This window comes from Bradyrhizobium genosp. SA-3, from assembly GCF_004212635.1.
In the GTDB taxonomy this organism is placed as follows: domain Bacteria; phylum Pseudomonadota; class Alphaproteobacteria; order Rhizobiales; family Xanthobacteraceae; genus Bradyrhizobium.
In genome coordinates, this window is sequence record NZ_PSRT01000042.1 from 1 (window position 1) to 21,281 (window position 21,281).

Here is a 21,281-nt window from a genome sequence, read left to right on the forward strand (position 1 = left end):
TCAGTATTTTCGCGTTTCCCACCCAAGTCATTGAACCATAAGACCTTTTAGAAAAGAACGATCGTGAACATTTGCGAACAAATGCAGAAAATCGCCGCGTAGCGTTACCATAGCGTTACCATATGGTTTGAGGGTAGTGGTGCAGACAATGAGGCATTCGGGCGAAGCTCCAAGCTGGTACGACTACCTGACGTTCTACGACAAAGAACTGCCGAAGCCGATCGGACCCTGGGGCTGGGCGGTGCAGATGATGTACGTGGATCTGTTGGTCAGCACAGCGGCGCTGACCGGGTGTCCGTTCGATGACACACGCGCCAAATACGTCTATCGCCACAACCCCAGCGGCTGGCCCGACAATTATTTGCGCCCGAAATGGATGATCGCTCAGGCGTGGCTCATGCACCAAGGCATCATGGTGACGCCCACGCTGCAGGTGACGAGGCGGCCGAGCGTCACGCTGAAGCGTTCCGCCTGACGAACACCCCGTTCCGTTTTTGTATCAGTCTAACGTCGAAGCTGATACCTTGATGAAATTTTGATGTAACCTACGCGGAACGTTTAAGGAACGTTACCTGTAGAAGTTATTGGAGGCCGAGGCTTGGATCGGGACCAAGTTGTCGAGCACGGTGATGCCGCGGTCCCGCAACAGGGCCGCTATGTCGGCCTCGGTGGCCTTTCCGGTGGCCAGCAGCTGATCGGTCTTGAAGTCATCGACTACGAACGCCTTGCCGGCCGCGCGGCAAACAAGGTTGTTCTGCCTGCAGAAAACAGGCCCAGGAATTTTCGACACCCTAGCCGCCGCGGCGGTCATGGCGTCGGCTGAAGCCTCATAGCGTGCCCTGAACTCAGGACTGAACAGCACGAGCGCGCTCTCTTGTCGGCCGGACGCAACCAGGCGCAAAGCTAGCAGCGCAACCAACACTATGCGCGCTCGGTTGGCGCCGATCATCGACGCCACTGGCGATACGCTGGCTCGCGCAAACGCGCAGCCCACGCCAATGCCGAGCGCGATGAGCAAATCGAATTCGGCGTTCCCAAACACACCGTCGCCGAACCACTGCAGCGAGCAAGAGAACAACCCAACTGCGGCGTGCAAAGCTGTGAACCGTGCAGCATAACCAGCTCGATCGAACCAAGCCCATATGGCCCAGATGATCGCTGCCAGGGCCGCCCACTGCAGGTGCCCGATCTGACTGATAAGGTGGCCGACTGAGTAGGCGCGGGCGGTCAGCAGGTTGGCAAAGAACGGAGGTCCGAACATCAGATCACACACGCCGAGTCCAACGACGGTCACAACGGCGCTGATCGATACTGGCCGGACGGCCGCTCGCCAATCTCGCAAGCACATCCAAAGGATCGCGGTGACCGGCACGGCGATTATGTTGTGTTTCCAGAAGCCCGCCACGACCATTACAACGAGCGGCAGGACTGGTGATCGCCCTGCCCTATCTCGGACCAGGAACCACACCAGGCCAGCGCCCATGATCGCCTGCCCGACAATCTGTGGGTCGTTCGCCCCGACGTAGCGCGTCTCATTGTGCGCCATGATGGCGACGAACCACGCTGCGCCGACCACGCCCGCGAGCAGCGAGCCCGCCAAGATTCGGACCGCCAGGGTGATCTCTGCCGCGATAGTAATAAGCCCGATGATCGATAAGGCGCGCCCGACAAATAGGCTGTCGCCGAACAGCTTGCCCAACCCACCGACTACAAAGAACGAGAGCGGTGGGTAGTTGTTAACGACGAGCTGGTCCCCGTCTGGGTAAAGCGGCACGCCAGTGGTAACGGCGGCATCCTGGTGGAAGGCGTTCCACGACTCAGTGAACCATATTTCTACAGGGAACTGGGCGCGCCAGATCGGCCAGATCATAAAGTAAACCGCGAGCGCACCCAAAACGCCCGCGGGCAAAATATGCCTGTGTTTCATGTGTACCAGCCCCACGGGGCTGATACTCAACTACCGCGCGAGGCGCAAGGGATAGTTGCACCCTCGGATCACCTAATGTTACTTACCCATTACCCTGGGAGGTAAGCATGAGAGTCGGTTTGGGGGTTTTAGGGTTTCTCGCCGTGGCAGCACTCGGCGTCGTGGGAGGGCTCGAATGGGCAAAGGCGCAGAATCGGGCGCCTAAGATCTGGCCAGATTACGTCTGCAACGAGATCGGAGCTTATTCGAAAGAGCTCGGCGACATGAAGCAACCTGCCGACGTCAAAGTCGTCGCGCAGGCTCCCCTCATGAAGCTCTGGCAGGAGCGCTGCAACTAGCGCTTCTTGTTCCAGCCGCGGTTGGCGTGCTGACTCCGCACGCGGAGATTCGAGCGGGCGTTGCTCCCGCCGTCCTTGACCATCTTCTTGTGGTCGATGTCCTTGCCGGCGATCGCCTTGGCGCCGAGCTCCTTGCGCATAACCGACCGCGCTTGATTCCGCTGTGACCGATCCTTGATGATCTCGGGGCGGTGATTGTAGCCCCGATCCATCTTGCGAATCTGGTCCGGCGTGCGGTGCGAGCTCGGGTCGCGCCGCTGTCCGTTCGCCGCCATTAGCACTTACCCTTGATCATGCCGCCCTTCGAGAATTTCGGCATGCTCTTCGCCTTGCCCTTGTTACTGTAGTCCTGTCGATTCTTCGGACCGATCACGCCGTCTTTGGTCTTCTCGCCGAATTTGACTGGTTTGCTCTTCTTCGTCGCCATGGTTACCTCAGGGGTTATAGGTGGACTGTGCGGTTTTGAGGAAGTCTTTGTCCCGACGGGTGGTCGTGATCGCGTTACCTTCCTTCTTGCGACGGTCGGCGTAGCTGGTGAGCTGCTGCATCGAGATCTGCTGATCGCGCGGCTTACCCTTATTGAAGCTCTGAATCTTCTTCCAGGCGTCCAGCTTGTCTGATGGTTTCGCGGAGGCCCAGCTCGACATGAGCTTGCTGCGCTCGTCCTTGTCCTGGCGCGAAGCACTGAAGAACGCACTGTTCATAGCGCTCTGCTCCGCCTCACGGGCCGGCGTGAAGCCAGCCGCGCGCGTCACCGCCTCGCGCACAGAATACGGGCTCATCGTCTCCTTGCCGGTCGAGCCCTTCTTGCCTTCCGACATCTGCCGGTAGGCGCGAATGCTGTCCGCGGCAAACTTCATCGGCACCAGGAGCTCGGCCGCTTTGGTGAAGTTACCGGCGGTGAGCTCGTTCATGCCCTTGACCCAGTCGCCAACGAGGGCGACCGGCGCGCGGCGACCGTGTCGAACATCCACTTCTTGACGTCGGCCTCTTTGTTGCTGCGCGGCTCGCCGAACGAGCTCAGCGAGTCCAGGCCCACGCGCGAGCTCAAGTCGATGCCCAACGCCCGCGGCAAGCCCTTCGTGATGATCTCGCCGCCGGTCTTGCCGAACCAGTTGCTAGCCGTCTGGCGCACCTTGTCCTCGACGTCAGACCAGCCCGTCGACGTCAGACCGGCCGCCTGCGCCCCCATGAGGAGGTACTTGAACGGCTCGGTCGGCAGGCCCAACGCACCAGCCATCGCGACGTGCGTCGCGGTCAGACCAGCAAGGGTCTTGAGCGCTTCCGCGCGCTCGCCCGGCTCGGCGTTGCGGAGCGCCTTGCCGATGTTGCTGCCGATCAGATGGTACATCATCTGACCGTACTTCTTGAACTGCAGCGAGAGCTTCGCGACCGGGTGGTTGAACAGCGGCGCGGTGTTTGTGGCGCTATAGAGACCCTGCGTGTTGTTGACGGTCTCCTGAGCCTTCGCCATCGCCTTCTCATGGCCTGCGCCGCGCGCGAGCTCGAGGCGATAGGTCGCCAAAGCAGTAACGCTGCGGTTCATCATTTCGATCGATGCCGGCATCTGGCGGGCGATGCCCTCCATGTAGCCGAGGCCCGAGTCCAGCCGACCCAGAGCGCCAGCGCGCGACTTGATCAGGCGCGACACTTCCATACCCGCTTCTGGATCAATGCTTCCGCGCTCGGCCAGGTAGTCCAGCATGGCGCGCTCCTTCGAAGAGAGGCCACGCTTGATCTGGCTCAGAAGGTCCGTCGTCTCCGCCTGCCCGTCCTTCGCTTTTGCGATGGTGTCCTTGACGCCTGCCTTGATCAGTCCGAGGCCGGACACGTCGCGGTAAGCGCGAGACAACGCATCGAAGCTGCGCCCGACGCCATAACGCCCTGCCAGCGTCGGCATGGTCACCATGGCCGGCTGCATCGAGTTGATGATGTTGAACGCCGGCGAGAACAGCTTGTCCATGAAGCTGAGCGTCATCACCCGCTTGGTGATGCTGTTCCAGGCGCCGCCTTCGTCGAACACATTGGCTTTGGCGACGCGCTCTTCGATCTCGTTGGCGATGCTCGAGCGCGCCAGAGATTTGTTCTTGGAGTTGTCCTGCGTGACGGCGTCGCGCATCTCCTTCACGGCGGCTTCCAGCTGCGGCTGGTGCTCCAACTTCGCGAGGTAACCGGCCGTCGACTGCGCATAGTCGAGCGTGTTGCGCGTCAGGTCGTTGCTGGCACCCTCCACGTAGCGGCGGGGAAGCCGCTTGGACTGGATGCGAGTGGAGCCGAGGAAGCGGATGCTCGCCTCCGTCAGCGCGCCCTTGAGCTCGCGACGCTGGTCCGCGGTCATGTCCTGATAGCCCTTACGCTTCTCCAGCGAGGCCACAAGCGTTGCCATCTGATGACTCAGGAGGTCGCGATTCTCGCCGCCCTCGAAGCGGCGCTCCTCAACGCCGTCGACCTTGAGACCCTGCTTAGCGAGCTCGTAAGCGGCCGCCTGGGCTTCGCGAGCCGTCTCGAAGAACTCCACATGGCGGCTCTGCACCGCGACGCGGAAGCGCTGTTCGGACTGCACGTCGTTAGCGGTGACCTTCGTGCCATCCGGATAGTGTGTCTCGCCGGTCGCCGGATCGACCCACACGCTCTTGATCTCCGGCCGGGTGTCCTGCTTTTCGGCGTAGGCGATCGCCTCGTCGCGCGCGTCCTTGCCGGCGAATTCGAACTCGTTGTCGGAGAGCTTCTTCGCACCCTGAGGAGCGGCCACATCGTACGTGGCGCGCACGACGTGGTTGCCGCGGCGCATCAGCGGGAAGTACGGCCCTTCGATCTTGGAGAGCTCTTTCGCTTCCTTAATGAGCTCCAGAGTTTGTTCGCCAAGAGTAGCAGCATCAGCGTCAGTAGTGCGATCCTCATGGATGCGTCGTGCCAGCGCGTCATCGTCGACCCCTAGCGCCTTCAGCACGCGGTTCTTGATGATGCCCAGCGACATCGCATTCTGCTGAGCGGTGAAAAAGCGCATGGCTTCCGAACGAGCGGCCTTGAGGTCTTCGGGCAACTCGGCGAAGCGAGAAGCAAGATCGCTATGCTGCGCCTTGGCCCATTTGCCCTTGAGGGCGTCCTTACCGAGATGCGCCTGCGACGCCAGATCGCGATCGGCGAACACACCAGCCATGGTCTCGTCATGCACGAGAGTTGTGAACTTCTCCCACATGGACTTACCCGAGGAGTCGACTTGGGCTTTGTACTTCTTCTCCAGCGAGTACAGCTTGTCGACGATCGGCTCGCTCTTCTTCAAGTTGGCTAGCGCCTTGACGCGCATCTGTTCGATGGTGTCCGCCACCTTCCGGACCGGGTTGTTACCCCCGAAGTAATGCTCCGCCGCCTGCGCGATCTGATCCATCGTGCGAGCTTTGAGCAGCCACGGCTTGCCCTCTTGATCCTGGACCTTGGCGCGGTCCTCGGCCCACCTCTGGACAGTGTCCCTCGCCTCGCCGATCAGGCGCTCGGTGAGCGCGTGTGGGTTCACGGCAATCTTGACCGGGACCGGTTCGCCGGCGGTGCGGCGGCGCTGCACGTCAAGGTGCGCTCGCTCGAACTGCGTACCGAGGCGCACGATGCCCTCGATCATCCGCTCGCCCTGCGGTACGCGACCGATGCTCTTTTCGAGCGCCTTACGGACCACATGCACGAACGCGTCCCACAGCGACATCTTCTGGCCGGGGATGCGCAGCGCCGCCGCGAGCTCGCGCGACATCGGGACGGTCGCGAGGAAGTCCTGAACCTTGGGGTTCGACATGGCCTCGGCCACGAACTCATGCACGTTCGTGAACGCGTACTTCGTCGCCGCGGCGAGTTCGTCGTAGTGCTCTTTGCCGCTGTGCTTGAGCAGATGCGCCTTGGTCTCGGTCATCATCTGCTTCACGGTCATCGCGAGCTTCGGGTCTTCGTACAGCGCGCGCGAGGTCGCCGCATGGACGATCTCGTGAATGACCGCATGTGCCGTGTGCTCCGGGTTATCCAGATTGTCGGTGCGGATGAACACGTCCGACTTGCCGTCGGCAACGCGCATGTTGTGGAGTCCGCGATCGCCCTTCAGTGGATCGTCAGCAAATGCGGTTGCGACGTCGCCGGACGCCTGCGCCATCTGCTCCTTGTTGACGATGTGCACATCAACGTCGCCGACCAGCGCCTTGAGGCGGTTCAGCATCAGATCCGCCATCGCCTTCGGCACGCCGGTGAGGTGGCTCAAATCCAAAGCCTCAAGCGCTTCCTTCGCCTTGAGCGTCTTCAGCGCCTGGACGGTTTTCTTGCTGTTGAATTTGTTGCGCACGCCGGTGTCGGTCAGCGCCTCGCTGAGTACTTCCTCGCCGGCCTTAGCGGCCTTCTTCGGCTTGTCGCTGCGTACCCAGTCCTTGAATTCCTGGGCCGTCATGATCTCGATGTCTTTGATGCGCTCGAAGCCACGACCGTCCGAGAACGCACGATCATAAGCCTGGAGCGCATCAGCGTTGCTGGTGTAGCCCAGCATCGCCTTGTGCTCGTCGAACTTGCCGTTGAAGTCCTGCTGATGGATCACGAAGACATGGTCGCTGTCGGGATGCGGCCCCATGTAGACGTCGACCTGATCGCCGTCGGCGCCCTCGGAACGCTTCACGTAGCCGTAGTGGTCGGGCATCTCGACCGACCACTCTTTTCCGTTCGCGTCCTTGCCCTTGCGCACCGAACCCTTCGGGTTCTCGATCGCAATCTCCATACCGTGCCACTTCACGGTCGCCTTGGCGTAATTGCCGGCTTCCTTCTGGGCCTCGGTCGGGGACGTGTTGGTCTTCTCGGCGGCCTTGTCGACCACCTTCGCGCTGGTGGCTTCCGGCGGCTTCTCGGTGCGCGTGGCGGCGAGATCGACCTTGCCCTTCGCCATACGGGCATTGAGCTCGGCAATCGCTTTGGCCTTCGCGTCGCCTTCCAGCACCTTGCCGGGGCTCGCAGCCTTGTTCTCTGATCCGCTGTCGCGCACCGCGCCACGGGCTGATTTCGGCACCGCGGTGTGGACCGGTTCGGCCTCTGCTTCGGCGCCGGCGGTACCGCCAGCGGCCTTCACCTCGACGTCGCCCTGCTCGCGGCGCATCGCAAGATCACCCTCGACCTTGCGGGTTTCGCGGAGCACGCCGAAATCGCCCTTCTTGGCGGCGCGCTCGGCCACCATGAAGTCGGCGATCTGCTTGTCGCGGCGGGCACCGGTGAAGCTCTTCTGGCCGAGCTTCTTATGGAGATCCTTCGCCGCGCGCATGTAGACGACGTGGTCCGACGTGCCCTCGTAGCCCACCTTGGCGGGCACCTTCACGCCGGCAGCATCCGCCGCCTCGATCATCTTACCGAGACGTGCGCGGAGCTCCTCGCGAGCCTGGGGCGTCGTTGGGATCTCAGCGTCGTCGGGAACGTGCTCGTCGAAGATCTTCTTGGCGTTGCCGGCGGAAGCCTCGCGGGCCTCCTTCTCGGCCTTCGTCCAGTTCTTACCCTTTGGTGCCGGTTCGGGGTTGGCCTCGAGCTCGACGACTTCCTTGGCGTTCTTGTTGGCCTTCCGGAACGCCTCACGGTTGGCCTTCGTCTCAGCTTCCTGGGCCGCTTTGTCCTTGATGACCTGGAGCACGCGGCCAGGGCGCTTTACCGGCTCAGCGGGCGTCACCTCAACGGGCGCGACCGGCTTCACCGGCTCGGGCGTGACAGCGGCCTTGGGCGGCGTGGGGGCGATCTCGACCTGCACCGGGCTGGTAGGCGCGGGCGCAGGTACCTCGGGTGCGCGTACGTCCGGCGCTGCCTGAGGCTGGGTTACTTCGGGGGTAATCTGGGGTTCGACACGGCGAGACGCTGCCGCGACCTCGGGGGGCGCGGCGGGTTCGGGAGCCACTACAGGTGCGGGGACCGGAGGTTGCTCAGGCTGAGCGGGTCGTGCGACTCGCTGGGCTGCTTCTGCAACTGGCGTAGGTACTTCGGGAGCTTGGGCTTCCGGGGCTCGCGGCTGTTGAAGGTCAGCGATCGCCGCGGCCTCGGCGATCGAGGGGGCGGACGGTTCGACGGTTTCAACGGTCGGGCCTTTTACTTTGCCCTTCCCTTTTGCCTTTGCGGCTTCTGCTTTTGGATACGCCGTTTCAGAGCGCGTTGGTGCGCTGTCTGGGTTGCCGACAGGCGCGGCTTCCACGGGAGGGTTTGCGACTCCACTCCCCGATTGTTTTGGCGGCTGGGCTGTGACTTCATTGAGCGACGGCTCCTGTACTTCCTCTGGCGCGTTCCTCGCCTTGATCTCTTCGGCCTTGGCTTTGCTCTTACCACCCACAGCGGCACCGGCGATACCGCCGGTCACACCACCGATCAAAGCAGGCTCTAGCACCGCGTTGACGAGCGCAGTGTCGTCGAATTCTTTTTTCAGGCCGGCTTCGATCTGCGACTGCTGGACGGTCGCGTTCTCCACGCCACCCTGGGCCGCTCCGCCGACCGCGCCTTCAGCGGCTCCGATAGCACCCCTCGCGAGCGCCCCGGCCTCCTGAGAAGCAAGACCGACCGCACCCTTCCCAGCCACACCGGCGGCCAGCTTACCGGCCGGACCGAGCGCGCCGGCGATCGCGCCGACGGCGAAATTGAGCACGTCCTTGTTGGCGACGATCTTGCTCTTGAGCATCGACCGGGCTTCGCCCTCGTCCATGCCCATCGAGCGCAGCGACTCGTAGTAGTTGTTCTGGCGCAGCTCGGCGTCGCTGGCTGCATCGAGGGTCTTGTCGATCTCGTTCAGGTACGAGCCGGTTGCCATCGCACCGCTGGCGAGCGCTGCTCCAACCGGGCCGCCGGAGAAGATCGCGGCAGCCAGCGGGCCGGACATGCCGGTCGCCTTCAGCATCGAGGCCGAGACCGGGTGTTCCCAGAAATCGGAGCTCGTAACCGCGGCCTCCGCGCGCTTGCGGGCTTCCTCGGTGCGGGACTCGTTCAGCTCGTCGGTTGCGATGTTGAGGTGGCGCTGCAGGATGCGCGCCATCTCGTTGGTAAACTTGCCGGTGTTCGTCTCGCTGTCCTGCGTGGCAGCACGCGCAGCAGCAGCAGCCGGGGCAAGCACGCCGCCGGTAACACTCGCTACGGCCGTCTTGCCGTAATCACCAAGCGTCGGGCTATCGTTGTTCTCTACGACTGGGTCGGGGACGTACTCGAACTCGCCGGCCATCAATAACCTTACGGCGTTACAGGGATTGCGTAGTCAGGTTCAGCGTTTTTGCGGATGTCGCCGTAGCGCTCGCGCTCGGCGGCCATGTCGTCGCTGATCTTCGCGTCCTTGATGTCCTTCGCGTTCTTGTCGCGCATACGCGTGTAGGCATCGCCGATCGCGCCGATCGCCTCCTTGACCACACCAGGCCCCTTCTTTTCTTCGGCCTCTTTGGTCTTCTTCAGCGCAGCCATCTTTTCGGCGCGGGCTGTCGCCATCGCGTCGAAATCATCATTGCTCATACGGATGGGGGCGCCCTTCCCGATCCGTACCTCGTACCCCTGATCGTCATCCAGCTTCTTCGTCGTAAAGCCGGTTTCCTTCGGGTTCTTGGCGTTCGGCGACATCAGCCGCCTCACGGCGTCGATCGCCTCATCATGCGTGATGTTGGGGTTGCTCTGATAGAGCCGGTAGGCGCTTCCCTTGATCGCACGCTCCTCGTCGGGGCCGATCGCAGGCTTGCCGTCAACGGCCGGGAACGACTTGTCATAGGACGCATCTAGCGCGCTCAGAGCCTTCTCCTTGTCTGGCTCCTTCATGCCTTTCGGAGCGCCGCTACCGGCGGGCTGCTTCGCCGCGCGCTGTCCGGCCGCGTCCAGGAGGAACTGATCGAAGCCCTTGGTGGCGACGCCGAGCGCGGCCGCACCGAGCTGCTGCGGCGATGCGATGCCCTGGTGGATCACTTTGCCGTCAGGGCCGGTGACCGTGAAGCTGAGCTGACCGTCCGGCGACTTCTGGACCTTTAGATCCTTGCCATCAGGAATGTTCGCGTACGCCTTCATGGCGGCCTTGGCGGCGCCATCAATATCGCCGTGGGCCGCGGCCGCGGCGCTGATCGCCGCATAGCGCTGCGACGCCATACGATAATGCTGCAGCATGGCGAATGCAGCGCGCTGGGCGCCCTGCGGATCACCCTGGCGGAGCTTGTACTGGTACACGGCGCTGAGCGCACTCATGTTACGCTCGCTCTCGCCCATCTCGTTGTTGGGGTCGATCTTCTTGTAGATTGCGTTCATGTCGGCCAGTGGAGCGGCGCCGGCGCCGCGGAAAAGCGCCTGCATGCGCTGCTGGCGGCCGGGCGACGGGATGCCACCTTGGGCACCGAGCGCCTGCACGCCATACTTCAGGCCGGCAGCGGTCGCATCGTGAGCCGCCTCCACGCTGATTGGCGTGCGAGCACGCGCCGAGATGTCGGTCGAGGGCGCGCCGATCGCGGGAGCTGCGACGTCGTCTTCGTCATCCGGATCGGAGTCCTCGTCGATCATGCCGCCTTCGGCGTACATCGGCGTGCTCTCGGGCGGCTGGTCGCCACCAATCGCCGGCGCGGGCGTGAGGCCGGGGCGTGAGGCCGGACCCGGAATCGAAGCCGCCACCGGGTCTTCTTGCGGCGTGTTGTACGCCTTCAGCTGCGCATCGTAGATCGCGCCGCGTTTGCCCATTAGCGCGGCCGACTGACGCGATGCGGCAGTGCGGGCGCGGGTCGCCTCGATGTTCGCCTTCGCCTGCTCGTCCTTGAGCGGGTCGTTCATGTCCTGAACGGTCTTGTCGGCCAGCGCGGTCTGGTACCGCGTCATCGCGCGCTTGTACTGTTGGTCTCCCATCGAGGAGACCAGCTTCTGGCCTGACTGGGCGGCGCTCAGAAAGTCCTTGATCTCTTGCGCAAAGCTCACGCTGCCGCTCCCATGGGAATTGCCGGACCGCGCTGCTGCGGGGCGGGGCCGATCGCGGGCTTAGCCTGCGCGCCCTGCTTCTCCTGGCGTGCCTTCTGAATCATCGTTTGCAGCTGCTTCTCGCCGAGCCACGACGTCACGTCGCGCGGCATGACGAACTCGCCTGCGTTGACGCGGATCTCGGGGCCGCCGTTGACCTGTGCCGGAACGTCGTCAGTAACAGCGCCTTGCGAAGGCGACGCATCCATCGGGATCGCGCCACCTTCCTCGAAGCCGAGCAGCTTTCCGCCGATCGTGTTGGTGCCCATGCCCATGACGCCGAGCCCGAGGCCAGCGATGCCACCGAGCGCCGCACCCCAACCGGAGGAGGCGCTTTGGTTCGCCTTCCACTGATTGAGCTCGTTCTGATAGCCCTGGTTGAGCGTGTTGCCCCACGTTCCGACCGCGCTGTTGCCGCCGGCAAAATACGAGCCGGGCGTTCCCATTGCCGAGGCGCCGGTTGCGAACGTCGAATTGCCGCTGTTCACCGCACCGGTACCGGTACCGGCCGACGTGCCGTAGGACGCGTTGCTCTGCGCCGGAAGACCGTTGCCCATGTTGATGGCGTTGCCGCGCAGGGCGAGGCCGGTGGCTTCGGTATTCAGCGCGGACTGCGTACCTGCGGCAGCTTTCGCTGCGGCCTCTGCGGAGCGGGAACCAATATCGAGGGCAGCGTAGCGCGTGGACGACGGGTCGACACCGAACGACTCGAGCTGGCGAGTGGCGGCGTCGCGTGCGGCGGCGAAGTTCTGACCGACGGCAGCTTGCGCTGCACCGATCTGCTGATCACGTCGTTGCGGGGTGTCGTAGTTCTCGGCGTCCTGAAGATAGCGATCCTGCGCCGGCTCGTAGACGTCCTTGTAGCGCTGGTAGTACTCCTTCGCCTGCTGTTGGGTCTGGTCCTGGCCAGCCAGCAGTGAGTCAACGACCTTATCGGTCGTGCCCTTGTTTGCCGCATACTGATCTTTCGCCCAAGCGAGCTGATCCTGACCGAGCTTGTACTGGAGCTCGGCGGCTTCCTTGGAGGCGTTCGCGACGCCGCTCATATCAGGCGGCGGAGGAGCCGAGTTCTTACTTCCCACGTTTACCTCGCTTCAGCCAGCGGCAGTCTTCTTTGCGCATCGACATGATGACGAGGTCGCCGTCGGGGAAGATCTCCGCGATGCGCGCCTCTTCGACGAAGCCAAGTTTGCGGTTGAACAAGATCGCTTTTTGGTTACCGCTGTGTATCGTGCCCGTAATTTTCTTCACGCCGAGCTGCTCGAACGGATAGCTGAACGTGATCCACAGCATGTCCCGGTTGATCCAGTTTGGATCGAACCCGGCAACGTGAAGTCCTATTGAGGCACCAGTGAAGCCCGTGAAGATTACCCCGCCGAGTAACCGCCCGCCCTCCTCTCGCGAGATGACGTGATCACACTCTGGGTTGAAAAATGCGCCAGCTTCTTTCGCGATCGTTTTAGCGTGGGAGATGTTGCCGGAGATGATCACTGGTCTCAATGGCCTAGCGTTGAGCCACTGATGATCTTGTTGGTCCACGTTGCGATGCCGCTGTTAACTTGGCCTGCCATCGACAACGTGCGAGCTGTGTCCGTACCAAATATCGACCCTGCTGACACAGTAACCGTTTGATAGTAGCCAGCCTGCGCCTCATGGAAGAAGACATAAAGGCCGAACAGACCGCCATCTACCCAAGGCGTCGTGTAAACGACATTCCCCAATCCATTATTCGCCCCCGACGCTGTAAAGGTGGCGGTGAACGACTCGCCAGCCCAACCAAGCACATTAATACGTACGCCAGCATCAAGCTCGACCCAAGAAAGACTGCCCGTGCTGACGGTTGTTGATGATGAGCCGAAAAGCTGAACGCCCCTATCGTTGAACCAAGACCGCACCAACCGGTTCGAGTTGTCATCCTGAAACTGTCCGCTCGCGTTGGAATACGTCATCCCCACAAGCGTCTTAGTGGGATCGCCGCTCATGATCTCGACGCCGACGTTCCCGGCCGTGGTGTCGGTGGCGCGGCCCGTCGCAAAGGCTCCGACGACGACCGATCCGCCGCTGACTGAGGTGTACCAGTAGATCTTCGTGTTTGCGGCGGCTCCGAATTGTGAATTGCTGACCGTGATGCCGGTGGACGGGATAGAGTAGAGCGCGCCGTTGATCTTGATCTTGTTGCCGTTGAACGGGATCAGCTTGCACGTCGTTGCATTGACGTAGATGAACCTGCACTGCCCGACTGGACCGACATCCGCGATTGCGGTACTGACGTCCGACGCACTTTGGTAGTTCTGCGAGCTTAGATCATCCGACGTAACGGCCGACACGCCGGAATTTCCGCGCTGCCCAGACAGGATCTCAAAACCCTGCTTCAGTGCGAGCAACGCATCGCGCAAGCTGTTCGGGTCGTTCGTGGGATCAGGGATCGCGGGATACTTCGGCGCCATCAGACCTTCAACAGCTCCTTCGCGCTGGTCGCCATCTGGAATGATGCGATTTTCACGCGCGCCTCGAATTCCACCTGCCAGAAGTCTGCTTTGAACCCAGACGGGATTCGCATGATCTCGCCGGACGTGCGCAGCTCGCGGGTCATTACCAGGCGCTCGTCCGCATAGAGACGCACCAGGCCGTATTGATCAGCGGCGAGCGTTTGGGGCTCGCTTGTGTTGCGCACCGGGTTCTGGGTTGGTGCCCAGGGTGGTACGTCGAAATAGACGCGCATCGCCGAGAAATTCTTTCGGTCGGTAGGCTGAAACACCTTGCTGCGCCAGAGCAGTACGTCGCGCGCGTTGATCTCGTCCGCGATGTCGATGCGGTACAGGGCATCGTTACGGATGATGAGCGTTTCGCCCGACCAAGGATCGTGGAACACATTCGTCGTGGGCGACGTACTCTGCAGTGTGTTGAAAGCCACTCGCTGGTTGGTTGGGTCGATCAACATCCCGTTGTAAGAGCCGGCAAAATCGTCCGGCTGATACACGTCAGTGCTGAAGGCATCCGTCTGCGCGAACCCGGAAGTCCGTGATCCATAAGCAAAATAGGCAGTGCCCAAACGAGTCGCGCGAAGAGTAAAGACCTTATTCAGCCGATTCCACTCGTCCTTCATGATCAGACCGTCGGTCACGACCGACGCGACACCGTTGGCTACAAGGACGAGACCGTTCGGCGAAGAGTAGTAGACACCCTCGGGCGCAGACACGATCGAGCCGCGCGACGTGCAGGGTTCGAACGCTGTCAGTTTCGACAACGTAATCGAGCTCGGGTTGATACCCGTGGCGACCATCGGATAACCAGACGTGCAGACCACGAGAGTCTGGTTGATAACACCGAGGCCAACGATCGGATATTCTACTGTGTTGGTGTACGACGTCGGCCAAGCATGCGGGCGGAACGGTTCGCAGAACCACAGTTCGTTCGCACGCCACCCAGCGATCATTCCGTTCGGCATGGTGATCATGCCTTGCAAGTCGCTCGGTGGGCCTGTCCAGCCCGTGCTTTGTAGCTGATCGTTGGCAGACACCACCGCGTCAGCAGCCGTATCGGCGTAGGTCGTCGTCGAGGCAGCCACCTCGGCGACAAAGAAGTAGGTAGCGGTGCCCGTGCTCGATGTTACCGTCCGGTACACGCGAGCTTTGGAGAGGTTGTAGTTTGTGGTGTCGAGTCCGGACGGCGGTGTTAGGGTCAGCGTCCATGTCGCATCGATCTTACCAGTGCCGAGCACAGGCGCGCTCGGCGGCCCCTCCTCCCCGAAAGCAGTTACCCAGGTCACGACGTATGCGCGCGAGACTGTGGTGGTCGACGATCCGCCAGTGATCGCGAGCGTAGGCGCTGCGCCAGGCTGTGGCACGCCGAGGATGTAAGAAGCCAAACCACCTTGGATACGCGCAGCAGAATTTACACGCGGTGCACCGGAAGGGGTCGCCCAATAATAGCGACTGAACGAGTCGCCGGCGACCGGCGATCGCACCACGTCAGTGTCAATGTTCGGAAATTCCATCCACGTCGAGTCGAGGATGTGGTCAGCATCAAGAACCGACGAGTTCGGGATGCGATAGACCTTACCGTACCCCGCATTCGTCATGTTCCGCACGAACTTGGGTGAGACCATACCCACGAGTTGGCCGCTATAGAGCCAGGTGTTTTGCGAAACGGCCGCAGCCTGATCAGGCAGCAGGCGGCGATCCGTAGCCGGAATAGTTCCGCCGAATGCACTGACCTTGACTGCGACCACTTCGTCTTACTCCTGGTTGGGTACGGGGCCGTATGCGGCGAGTGCGGCACGGCCGGCGGCTTGCTCGGCTCGGGTCTTCTCGTTGAGCGCCGGCGGCTTCGGCTTGGGCGCGTCCTCGACAACGGTCGCGAATTTCTTCGGTGCAGGTGTCGTGGCCGGGGCGGTTACCTTTTGGGTAACCTTCTCGTCTGCCATAAATGGTTCTCCTAGTTCGATCGCGCGCGGCCCTCGAGCAATCCGAGGCGGCGTTCATTCTCTCGTTGGCCGTCGCGCTGGTCTCTGGTGATCTGATCGATACGCGCGGTGGCGTAATCGAGCCGCTCGGAAACGGTCTTGGTCCAGTTGGCGACACGCTCATCGAGCCGCGAAAGCGTTGTCGACATCGAAAAGATGCCGATGACACCCGCGGCGATCAGCGACGTGCTCACGCCGAAGAAGATCTTGGTGAAGCGATCATCTGGTAGCTGGGCCATAATATTTCCAATTCGGACAGCGCAGACGCTCCCCGGTTCGATTGTGGACACGCACTTGTACCTGCGTGTCTTGAGTGTCGTTCCGCGAGTAGTAGATCGGGCGCCAGGGGGCGCAGACCGTCTTGGCGTCAGTCGCGCCGATACCGATCGGGTTTGTCGTTTGGCAGCCAGCGAGAAGGCTTGCGAGCAATGTCCCGCTCAGCGCCAGCACGGGCGCGCAAGCCTTCCGAGAGGATCGCTTTTGTAGCTGCGTCCCATTGGGCGCGAACTCGTCTTTCGCCATCGTAAACTCCGATTGCATAGCAGACCGTGCCGGCAGTGATGATCGCGGCGACCCACGCCGCCGGTTTCCAAAGCGCGGGGCGAAACCAAACGACCGCGCCGCACGCGGCCATTGATGCTACCCAGAAGCTGATGTGCCCGACGATCGGCCAAATGCCGGCAAGCCAATACATTAGGGCGCCCATAGCCACTCCCACACGCGACGCCAAAAGCTCTTCGGCGGTTTCGGTTCTTCCTTCGGAAGCGGCGAATAGGTGTACCAGTCGCGCTTGGGCTGGCTCAGCCCCTCGAGGCAGAGCGCCCGCTCGCTCTTGCGGGAGTCGCCATACTTCTCGCCTGCACGGCGTGCCACAAGGCCGGTACGCACCTGACCGTCAGACCGCACGATCCACTTGTCGAAAGCCTCGCATCCACCTCGGACGTCGCCGGCGTTGAACCTCGCGACCATCGGTGAGCGGCAAATGCGCGCTGCGCCGGCGTTGTACGCGGCGTCGAGGATGGCCGACATCGCCTTGGTTGGCACGGGGCGATGCACGCACGGACCAATCTGGTCGAGATACTTCGGCAGGGACTCTTTGAGCTTTTCGTCGCACTCTTGCTTCGTGAAGCGCTGGCCGACTTTTACTTGGCCGAATTCAGACGTCTGTCCGTAGCAGTAAGTGATGGGGTGCCCGGTGCCGATCATGTCGCGGCGGGCAACCTTGTCCATGCCTTCCCAACCCGGCGTGAAGGCAACGGTGGCGGCGATCACCGCGGCCGTCCCGGTAGAACCTGCTGCAACCTTATGCCAAGTCTTCACTGATCGGCCCCCGGCTGCTTGAGAACACGGGCGAGGCCGAATGCGACTGACAGGACAATGCCACCAAGAATGTAAGCACCGATAGGGATCTTGCCGGCGAGCGCCGGCCACACCATGATCGCACCGCCTACGGTGCTCCAGAGTACCGCGGAGCCGATCGCAACGTGGATGCTATGGAGCCGCTTGAGTTCGCTCTTCCAATTGTCGATCAGCTTCATAGCTTCACCATGATGTTCCAGGCGGTGAAGGGCTGCATGTTGTTGTGTGCGCCGTTGCCGGTGTTGTTTGACTGGAAGCCGATATTATTAGCGCCAATGGTGCCGCTGACACTGACCGACGCCGCGCTGTATCCGATAGAGCCGACAATCGAGAATGAGCCGCCGCCGGTCGTGCTGCCACCGTTGCTGGTCGCCACCGACGACGTAGAGCCGGAAGCCGAAAAGCCGACATTGTTATAGTTGAGACCCGTAATCGTCGGGATCTCGGTGGCAGTCAGGGCGTGTGTTTCCTCGCCGCCGTTGACGCCGAGAGCTCGCGCGGTAAGGCCCGAACCCGAACCAGCGATTATGATCGCGCGACCAAGCTGCTTCGTCAGCGTGATACGGCAATTGGCGGTCCACGCCGCCGATGCGGTGCCCTGTGAAGCTCGCGTCGTCGCCGAACCTGCGCTGGTCAGGACAGGCGCGTTGGCGTCGGTGATGTTGTTGTAGAGCAGCGTGAACAGCGCCTGACAGTCGGCGTTGGCTCGCGTCGAGGCGCCCGAGCTGGCGGACCCGATCGTCCCATCGTTCATCATGACCCAGCCGGTGTCGGCCGTAGTCTTCAACGTCAGCCTACCGTCGCCGGTCGTCGGAAGGCCGAGCGCGGCGGCGAGTGTGGCGAAGTCGGTCGTATTCAGAAGCCCTGCCATATACGACGTAAGCGGAAGCTCTTCTACGTTCCCGACGCCAGCCGTCTGACGACCGAGCACAACACTGGTCGCACATTGGATCGTGTGCGTGTCGTTCCAGTTCGACGGTTTCACCAACGTAGCGTCGGTGCCGTCTCCCTTGGCTGAGACAAACTTGTGCGTGATCGCGATCGTCATACGCTGTTACTACCCAGAGTTCGGTTTCGCCGTCGTCTCAGAATTTCGGAAAACGCCACGTCTGTCCGTTGTTGACGTTCTTGTGCAGCGCCTCGGTCTTCGCGTCCGACATACAGCTGCGGAAACTGCGAAGGTGCACCGCGGCGAGCTGAATGTTCGTGTAGGGTTTGGCGGGCTGAGACATGACCCGACCGACCAGGCCGTCGATGATGCCGGTCGAATATTTGTTCAGCACCCAAGCTGGGAATTGCGGGAAGCCGTCGCCGGCGAGCGGATCGTCTACTGTGAGCGAGACGGTGGCCGTATATGTGCCGGCTTGCGACTGCACGTCCTTGAAGACGATCGTACCAGGCGTGAGCATCTGATACGGGCCGACCGGAAGGCCGCCGCTGTTCAAGACGTAAAGCGAGCGGACAATCGCCGCGTAGGATTCCGCCGGGGTGATCGTGTACGTCTTGTCGGTCGTATTCACCGCGAAAGCGACGTCTTCCTGCCAGATATTGGACGTCTGGAAGAAGTCGTTCATCACGTTGAAAAGCTCCTGCTTCAGTACCGTGTCAGTGGCACCGGGAACACGGGAGCGCGCATTGTTCATGAGGCGATCGGTGTCAGAACTCATTATCCGAGCCCCATCAGCTGCTGCGTGAACTTACCGATGAACGCCGCAGCGCGGCTGTCCTGAGTATCTTCCTCGTCGCGCAACTGCGCGTGCCCCACCATGAAGTAGATGAACGGCGCACGGTACCCGACGTCCATGGAGACGGAGGTCGTATCGTTGGCGGTGAAGTACGGAGGATTGGATGCGCCAATAAACAGGTCGGGGCGCAGTCGCCACGCGGTCAGCATGGCGAGGTTCAGTGCGGAGAGAAGATCAGCGTCGGAATAGCGATACGTCGGCACCGTGTCTTGAAGCAGGGTGCGCGTTTCGCGCACGTAATCCTGAACGGTGTCGAGCATCATTGTCGTGTTCCCCGTGTTGGGAAAGGCGGCGGGGTTTACGCCCCGCCGCCTAACTCATTAGCCAGGGGTGACGATCGCCTGAGCGAGGGCGGTACCGTCGATGACCTTGTAGCCGTACACCTGCAGGCCGCGCAGGATGGTGCCGAAGGTCTGCTCGGAACGCAGGGTCTCCATCTTCGTCATTTGGGATGCGAAGGTGAGGCCGTGCGCGTGACCGGCGTAGATCACGTACTCGCCCGACGCCAGACCGCCTGCGACGCCCGAGGGCAGCAGGTTGGAGGTGTAGAGCGTGAAGCGATCGACCATGCCGATGCGGCCGTTCCGCAGCATCGAGGTGCCGTCGCCCGAGAGGTAGGCTTCACGCAGCTCGGACTGCTTGATGAGCGTGGCAGCCCAAGTGGGCAGCACGACCCAACGGCCGGTCTCCGGGATGTTCTGCTCGTCGAGCACCTGGCCGAGACGGAGCAGCACGTCGACGATCTCGACGGTGCCCGAAGCCGGGCTGCGCGAGACGACGGCGAGCGGACCGGTGGAGGTCACACCCAGATTGATGTTGCCGGTGATCTTGCCGGCGGTGGCGCCGCGGTTGTAGGTCGCGGCGGCACCGTTGAGGACGCCGGCGAGCACCGACGTGTCGATCGTGATCTTCATCTGCTCGGCAGCGTCGTCAGACCACATGCTGAGCAGGTTGAGATCCGACTGAACGTCCATGACGTCGTCGAGGATCGTGTTGAAGTACTTGCCCTGATCGATCGTCAGGTCGAGCACGTTGCCGCTGGGACGCTGCAGCGAAAGCGCACCGTCAGCCTTGTAGTCGCTGATGGTGATGGTCGGCTTCGTGCGGATCTTGACGGTGTCGCCCTGGTTCTTGATCTCGCCTTCGTAGTCGGTGTTGGAGATCGCCGACAGAACGGTCGAGGCATAGAACTTCTCGATCAGCTTGCCCGACCAAATGGTGGGGATGAAGCCAGTCGAGGCGAGCGTGTTGGCGGTACCGCCAGTCGGATAGAGGGGCGGCGTGGTTGCGCCGCTTGCGACAGGAAATGCCATCGTGGGGAGGTATCCCTAGAAGAGAAGTTACCGGATACGCCCTTCCCGCCCCGCTTCGACGATCTGCCGTTCGATGCGGTCCTTCTCCTGCTCGCGGCCGCGATAAGCTCCGCGACGCACGTCAGTGTAGAAGGTAGCGATTTGGGCGTGTGTGAAGGTGGGCTTCTCAGCAGGGGCACCAGAGGCCGCTGCAGTCTTCGCTCTGCCTGGCGCCGCGAATGTTTCGAGCGGGATCTTGTCGGGCGTTGCGCCCGGAGCCGGCTCAGTCGCTGGGACCAAGGCAGCCTCTTGAGAGAGGAAGCCTTTGAAGAAGGCTACAACACGAGGAGTGTCGTTCTGCTCGTATGCAGCCTTCAACAGTGAGTGTCGAATAGCACCAGAAAAAAGATCTGGCAAGGACAACCACTGATGAAATTCTGGAGCAACGTTGATGTCACGCCAATCGGGCACTTCCGAATCGAGCGTTGCTTCAAGGTTACGACGTGCCTGCGCAGCAGTGATTTTCGTGCTGCCCTCGAGGCGCTGCGTCAGCTGATCGAGCTGCTGCTTGATCGTCATGAACTCTGTGGAGAGCTCTTCCTTCGCGCGCTTGCCGACGACGTTCAGGAATTCATCGCCGTATTCGGTGCGCTCTTCGGGCGTGAGCAGGCTCTGGGGCTGGAGTTCTTTCGGCTCCGGCGCGGTCGGCTGAGTCGCCACCAACGTCTGCAGGTGCGCGACCTGATCGCTGAGCGCGCGAATGTCGTTCTCGGCGCGCTTGTAGCGGCCTTCCATCGACTTGTAGCGGTGCTCCCAGTTGATCTCGGTGGCGGCCGGAGAAGGCGTGGGCTCGGGGTTACTCAGCGGAGTAACTGCCGCGGGTTCTGGCGTCGGGGCTGGCTCTGAGGGCGGTGGCTCCGGATTCGGAGCAGGTTCGGGATCTTGGACGCCGTGAACTGCCTTGAACGTGGCTTCAGCTTGTTCGGCGAGGCGGCGGACGGCGGGTGGAATGTTGGTGTTGGGGTCGACGTTAGGAAGAGGACGGGGCACAGCTTAACTCCTTATGGCGCTGCGTGCGGCCTGCGCGGCACGGAGGGCCTTTGGGCTTGCTTCTGTTGGATGGCCTCTGCTGTCCTGGTCGCGTTCGCGATCGTGTCGCGAATGTGAGCACACGCTTTCGCCCGGCCTTGGTTGAGCGTCAGTGTGTCGGGT

General features: G+C 62.0%; 22 protein-coding genes. 2 read left to right on the forward strand and 20 right to left on the reverse strand.

Going from position 1 to position 21,281, the window contains the following annotated elements; all coding sequences use genetic code 11:
• Positions 1–148: 148 nt before the first annotated feature.
• Positions 149–475, forward strand: coding sequence for a hypothetical protein (locus tag CWO91_RS16390; protein ID WP_130214363.1), 327 nt, complete (start codon positions 149–151; stop codon positions 473–475).
• 93 nt (positions 476–568) lie between these two features.
• On the opposite strand, the gene CWO91_RS16395 is transcribed toward CWO91_RS16390, so the two are convergent.
• Positions 569–1,927, reverse strand: a complete 1,359-nt coding sequence (locus tag CWO91_RS16395; protein WP_130214364.1) for a hypothetical protein — start codon at positions 1,925–1,927, stop codon at positions 569–571.
• Between the two features lie 107 nt (positions 1,928–2,034).
• On the opposite strand from CWO91_RS16395, the gene CWO91_RS16400 reads away from it, so the two are divergent.
• Positions 2,035–2,265 carry a hypothetical protein gene (locus tag CWO91_RS16400; protein WP_130214365.1) on the forward strand — a complete coding sequence of 77 codons (231 nt, stop codon included), beginning with the start codon at positions 2,035–2,037 and terminating at the stop codon, positions 2,263–2,265.
• Here CWO91_RS16400 and CWO91_RS16405 read toward each other — a convergent pair.
• The 19 genes from CWO91_RS16405 to CWO91_RS16490 form a co-directional block, all read right to left on the reverse strand.
• On the reverse strand, positions 2,262–2,540 hold the full coding sequence (locus CWO91_RS16405) for an HNH endonuclease (RefSeq protein ID WP_130214366.1): 279 nt from the start codon (positions 2,538–2,540) through the stop codon (positions 2,262–2,264). The two genes, CWO91_RS16400 and CWO91_RS16405, sit on opposite strands and share 4 nt — an antisense overlap.
• Complete coding sequence (locus CWO91_RS42995) at positions 2,540–2,692, reverse strand: hypothetical protein (RefSeq protein ID WP_165405500.1); 153 nt, start codon at positions 2,690–2,692, stop codon at positions 2,540–2,542. The genes CWO91_RS16405 and CWO91_RS42995 overlap by 1 nt, the downstream gene beginning before the upstream one ends.
• A gap of 7 nt (positions 2,693–2,699) precedes the next feature.
• A complete protein-coding gene (locus tag CWO91_RS16410; protein ID WP_130214367.1) occupies positions 2,700–3,179 on the reverse strand; it encodes a hypothetical protein in 480 nt (159 codons plus the stop codon).
• On the reverse strand, positions 3,176–9,460 hold the full coding sequence (locus CWO91_RS16415; RefSeq protein ID WP_130214368.1) for a PLxRFG domain-containing protein: 6,285 nt from the start codon (positions 9,458–9,460) through the stop codon (positions 3,176–3,178). Before CWO91_RS16415 ends, CWO91_RS16410 begins: the two co-directional genes overlap by 4 nt.
• An 8-nt stretch (positions 9,461–9,468) precedes the next feature.
• Positions 9,469–11,169 carry a hypothetical protein gene (locus CWO91_RS16420; protein ID WP_130214369.1) on the reverse strand — a complete coding sequence of 567 codons (1,701 nt, stop codon included), beginning with the start codon at positions 11,167–11,169 and terminating at the stop codon, positions 9,469–9,471.
• Entirely contained in the window at positions 11,166–12,290 is a 1,125-nt protein-coding gene (locus CWO91_RS16425; RefSeq protein ID WP_130214370.1) for a hypothetical protein, read from the reverse strand. The genes CWO91_RS16420 and CWO91_RS16425 overlap by 4 nt, the downstream gene beginning before the upstream one ends.
• Entirely contained in the window at positions 12,280–12,699 is a 420-nt protein-coding gene (locus tag CWO91_RS16430; RefSeq protein ID WP_130214371.1) for a GNAT family N-acetyltransferase, read from the reverse strand. The genes CWO91_RS16425 and CWO91_RS16430 overlap by 11 nt, the downstream gene beginning before the upstream one ends.
• A 5-nt stretch (positions 12,700–12,704) precedes the next feature.
• The gene (locus CWO91_RS16435) at positions 12,705–13,655 is read right to left on the reverse strand and encodes a hypothetical protein (RefSeq protein WP_130214372.1); all 951 of its coding nucleotides are present in this window, start codon (positions 13,653–13,655) and stop codon (positions 12,705–12,707) included.
• The gene (locus CWO91_RS16440; RefSeq protein ID WP_130214373.1) at positions 13,655–15,439 is read right to left on the reverse strand and encodes a hypothetical protein; all 1,785 of its coding nucleotides are present in this window, start codon (positions 15,437–15,439) and stop codon (positions 13,655–13,657) included. The genes CWO91_RS16435 and CWO91_RS16440 overlap by 1 nt, the downstream gene beginning before the upstream one ends.
• Before the next feature lie 6 nt (positions 15,440–15,445).
• Positions 15,446–15,634 (reverse strand): hypothetical protein, encoded by a 189-nt coding sequence (locus tag CWO91_RS16445; protein ID WP_130214374.1) that lies wholly within the window; start codon positions 15,632–15,634, stop codon positions 15,446–15,448.
• A gap of 11 nt (positions 15,635–15,645) precedes the next feature.
• Positions 15,646–15,912 carry a hypothetical protein gene (locus CWO91_RS16450; RefSeq protein ID WP_130214375.1) on the reverse strand — a complete coding sequence of 89 codons (267 nt, stop codon included), beginning with the start codon at positions 15,910–15,912 and terminating at the stop codon, positions 15,646–15,648.
• 128 nt (positions 15,913–16,040) lie between these two features.
• A complete protein-coding gene (locus CWO91_RS16455; protein ID WP_130214376.1) occupies positions 16,041–16,367 on the reverse strand; it encodes a hypothetical protein in 327 nt (108 codons plus the stop codon).
• Entirely contained in the window at positions 16,367–16,945 is a 579-nt protein-coding gene (locus CWO91_RS16460; RefSeq protein WP_130214377.1) for a glycoside hydrolase family protein, read from the reverse strand. The genes CWO91_RS16455 and CWO91_RS16460 overlap by 1 nt, the downstream gene beginning before the upstream one ends.
• A 44-nt stretch (positions 16,946–16,989) precedes the next feature.
• The gene (locus CWO91_RS16465) at positions 16,990–17,211 is read right to left on the reverse strand and encodes a hypothetical protein (protein WP_130214379.1); all 222 of its coding nucleotides are present in this window, start codon (positions 17,209–17,211) and stop codon (positions 16,990–16,992) included.
• Positions 17,208–18,080: a hypothetical protein gene (locus CWO91_RS16470; protein ID WP_130214381.1), complete on the reverse strand. Its 873-nt coding sequence runs from the start codon at positions 18,078–18,080 to the stop codon at positions 17,208–17,210. The genes CWO91_RS16465 and CWO91_RS16470 overlap by 4 nt, the downstream gene beginning before the upstream one ends.
• 37 nt (positions 18,081–18,117) lie before the next feature.
• Positions 18,118–18,675, reverse strand: coding sequence for a hypothetical protein (locus CWO91_RS16475; protein WP_130214383.1), 558 nt, complete (start codon positions 18,673–18,675; stop codon positions 18,118–18,120).
• A 23-nt stretch (positions 18,676–18,698) separates the two neighbouring features.
• Positions 18,699–19,040, reverse strand: coding sequence for a hypothetical protein (locus CWO91_RS16480; protein WP_130214385.1), 342 nt, complete (start codon positions 19,038–19,040; stop codon positions 18,699–18,701).
• A 57-nt stretch (positions 19,041–19,097) separates the two neighbouring features.
• A complete protein-coding gene (locus CWO91_RS16485; RefSeq protein ID WP_208753036.1) occupies positions 19,098–20,090 on the reverse strand; it encodes a hypothetical protein in 993 nt (330 codons plus the stop codon).
• A 27-nt stretch (positions 20,091–20,117) separates the two neighbouring features.
• The gene (locus CWO91_RS16490) at positions 20,118–21,119 is read right to left on the reverse strand and encodes a hypothetical protein (protein ID WP_130214387.1); all 1,002 of its coding nucleotides are present in this window, start codon (positions 21,117–21,119) and stop codon (positions 20,118–20,120) included.
• Between the last annotated feature and the right edge of the window lie 162 nt (positions 21,120–21,281).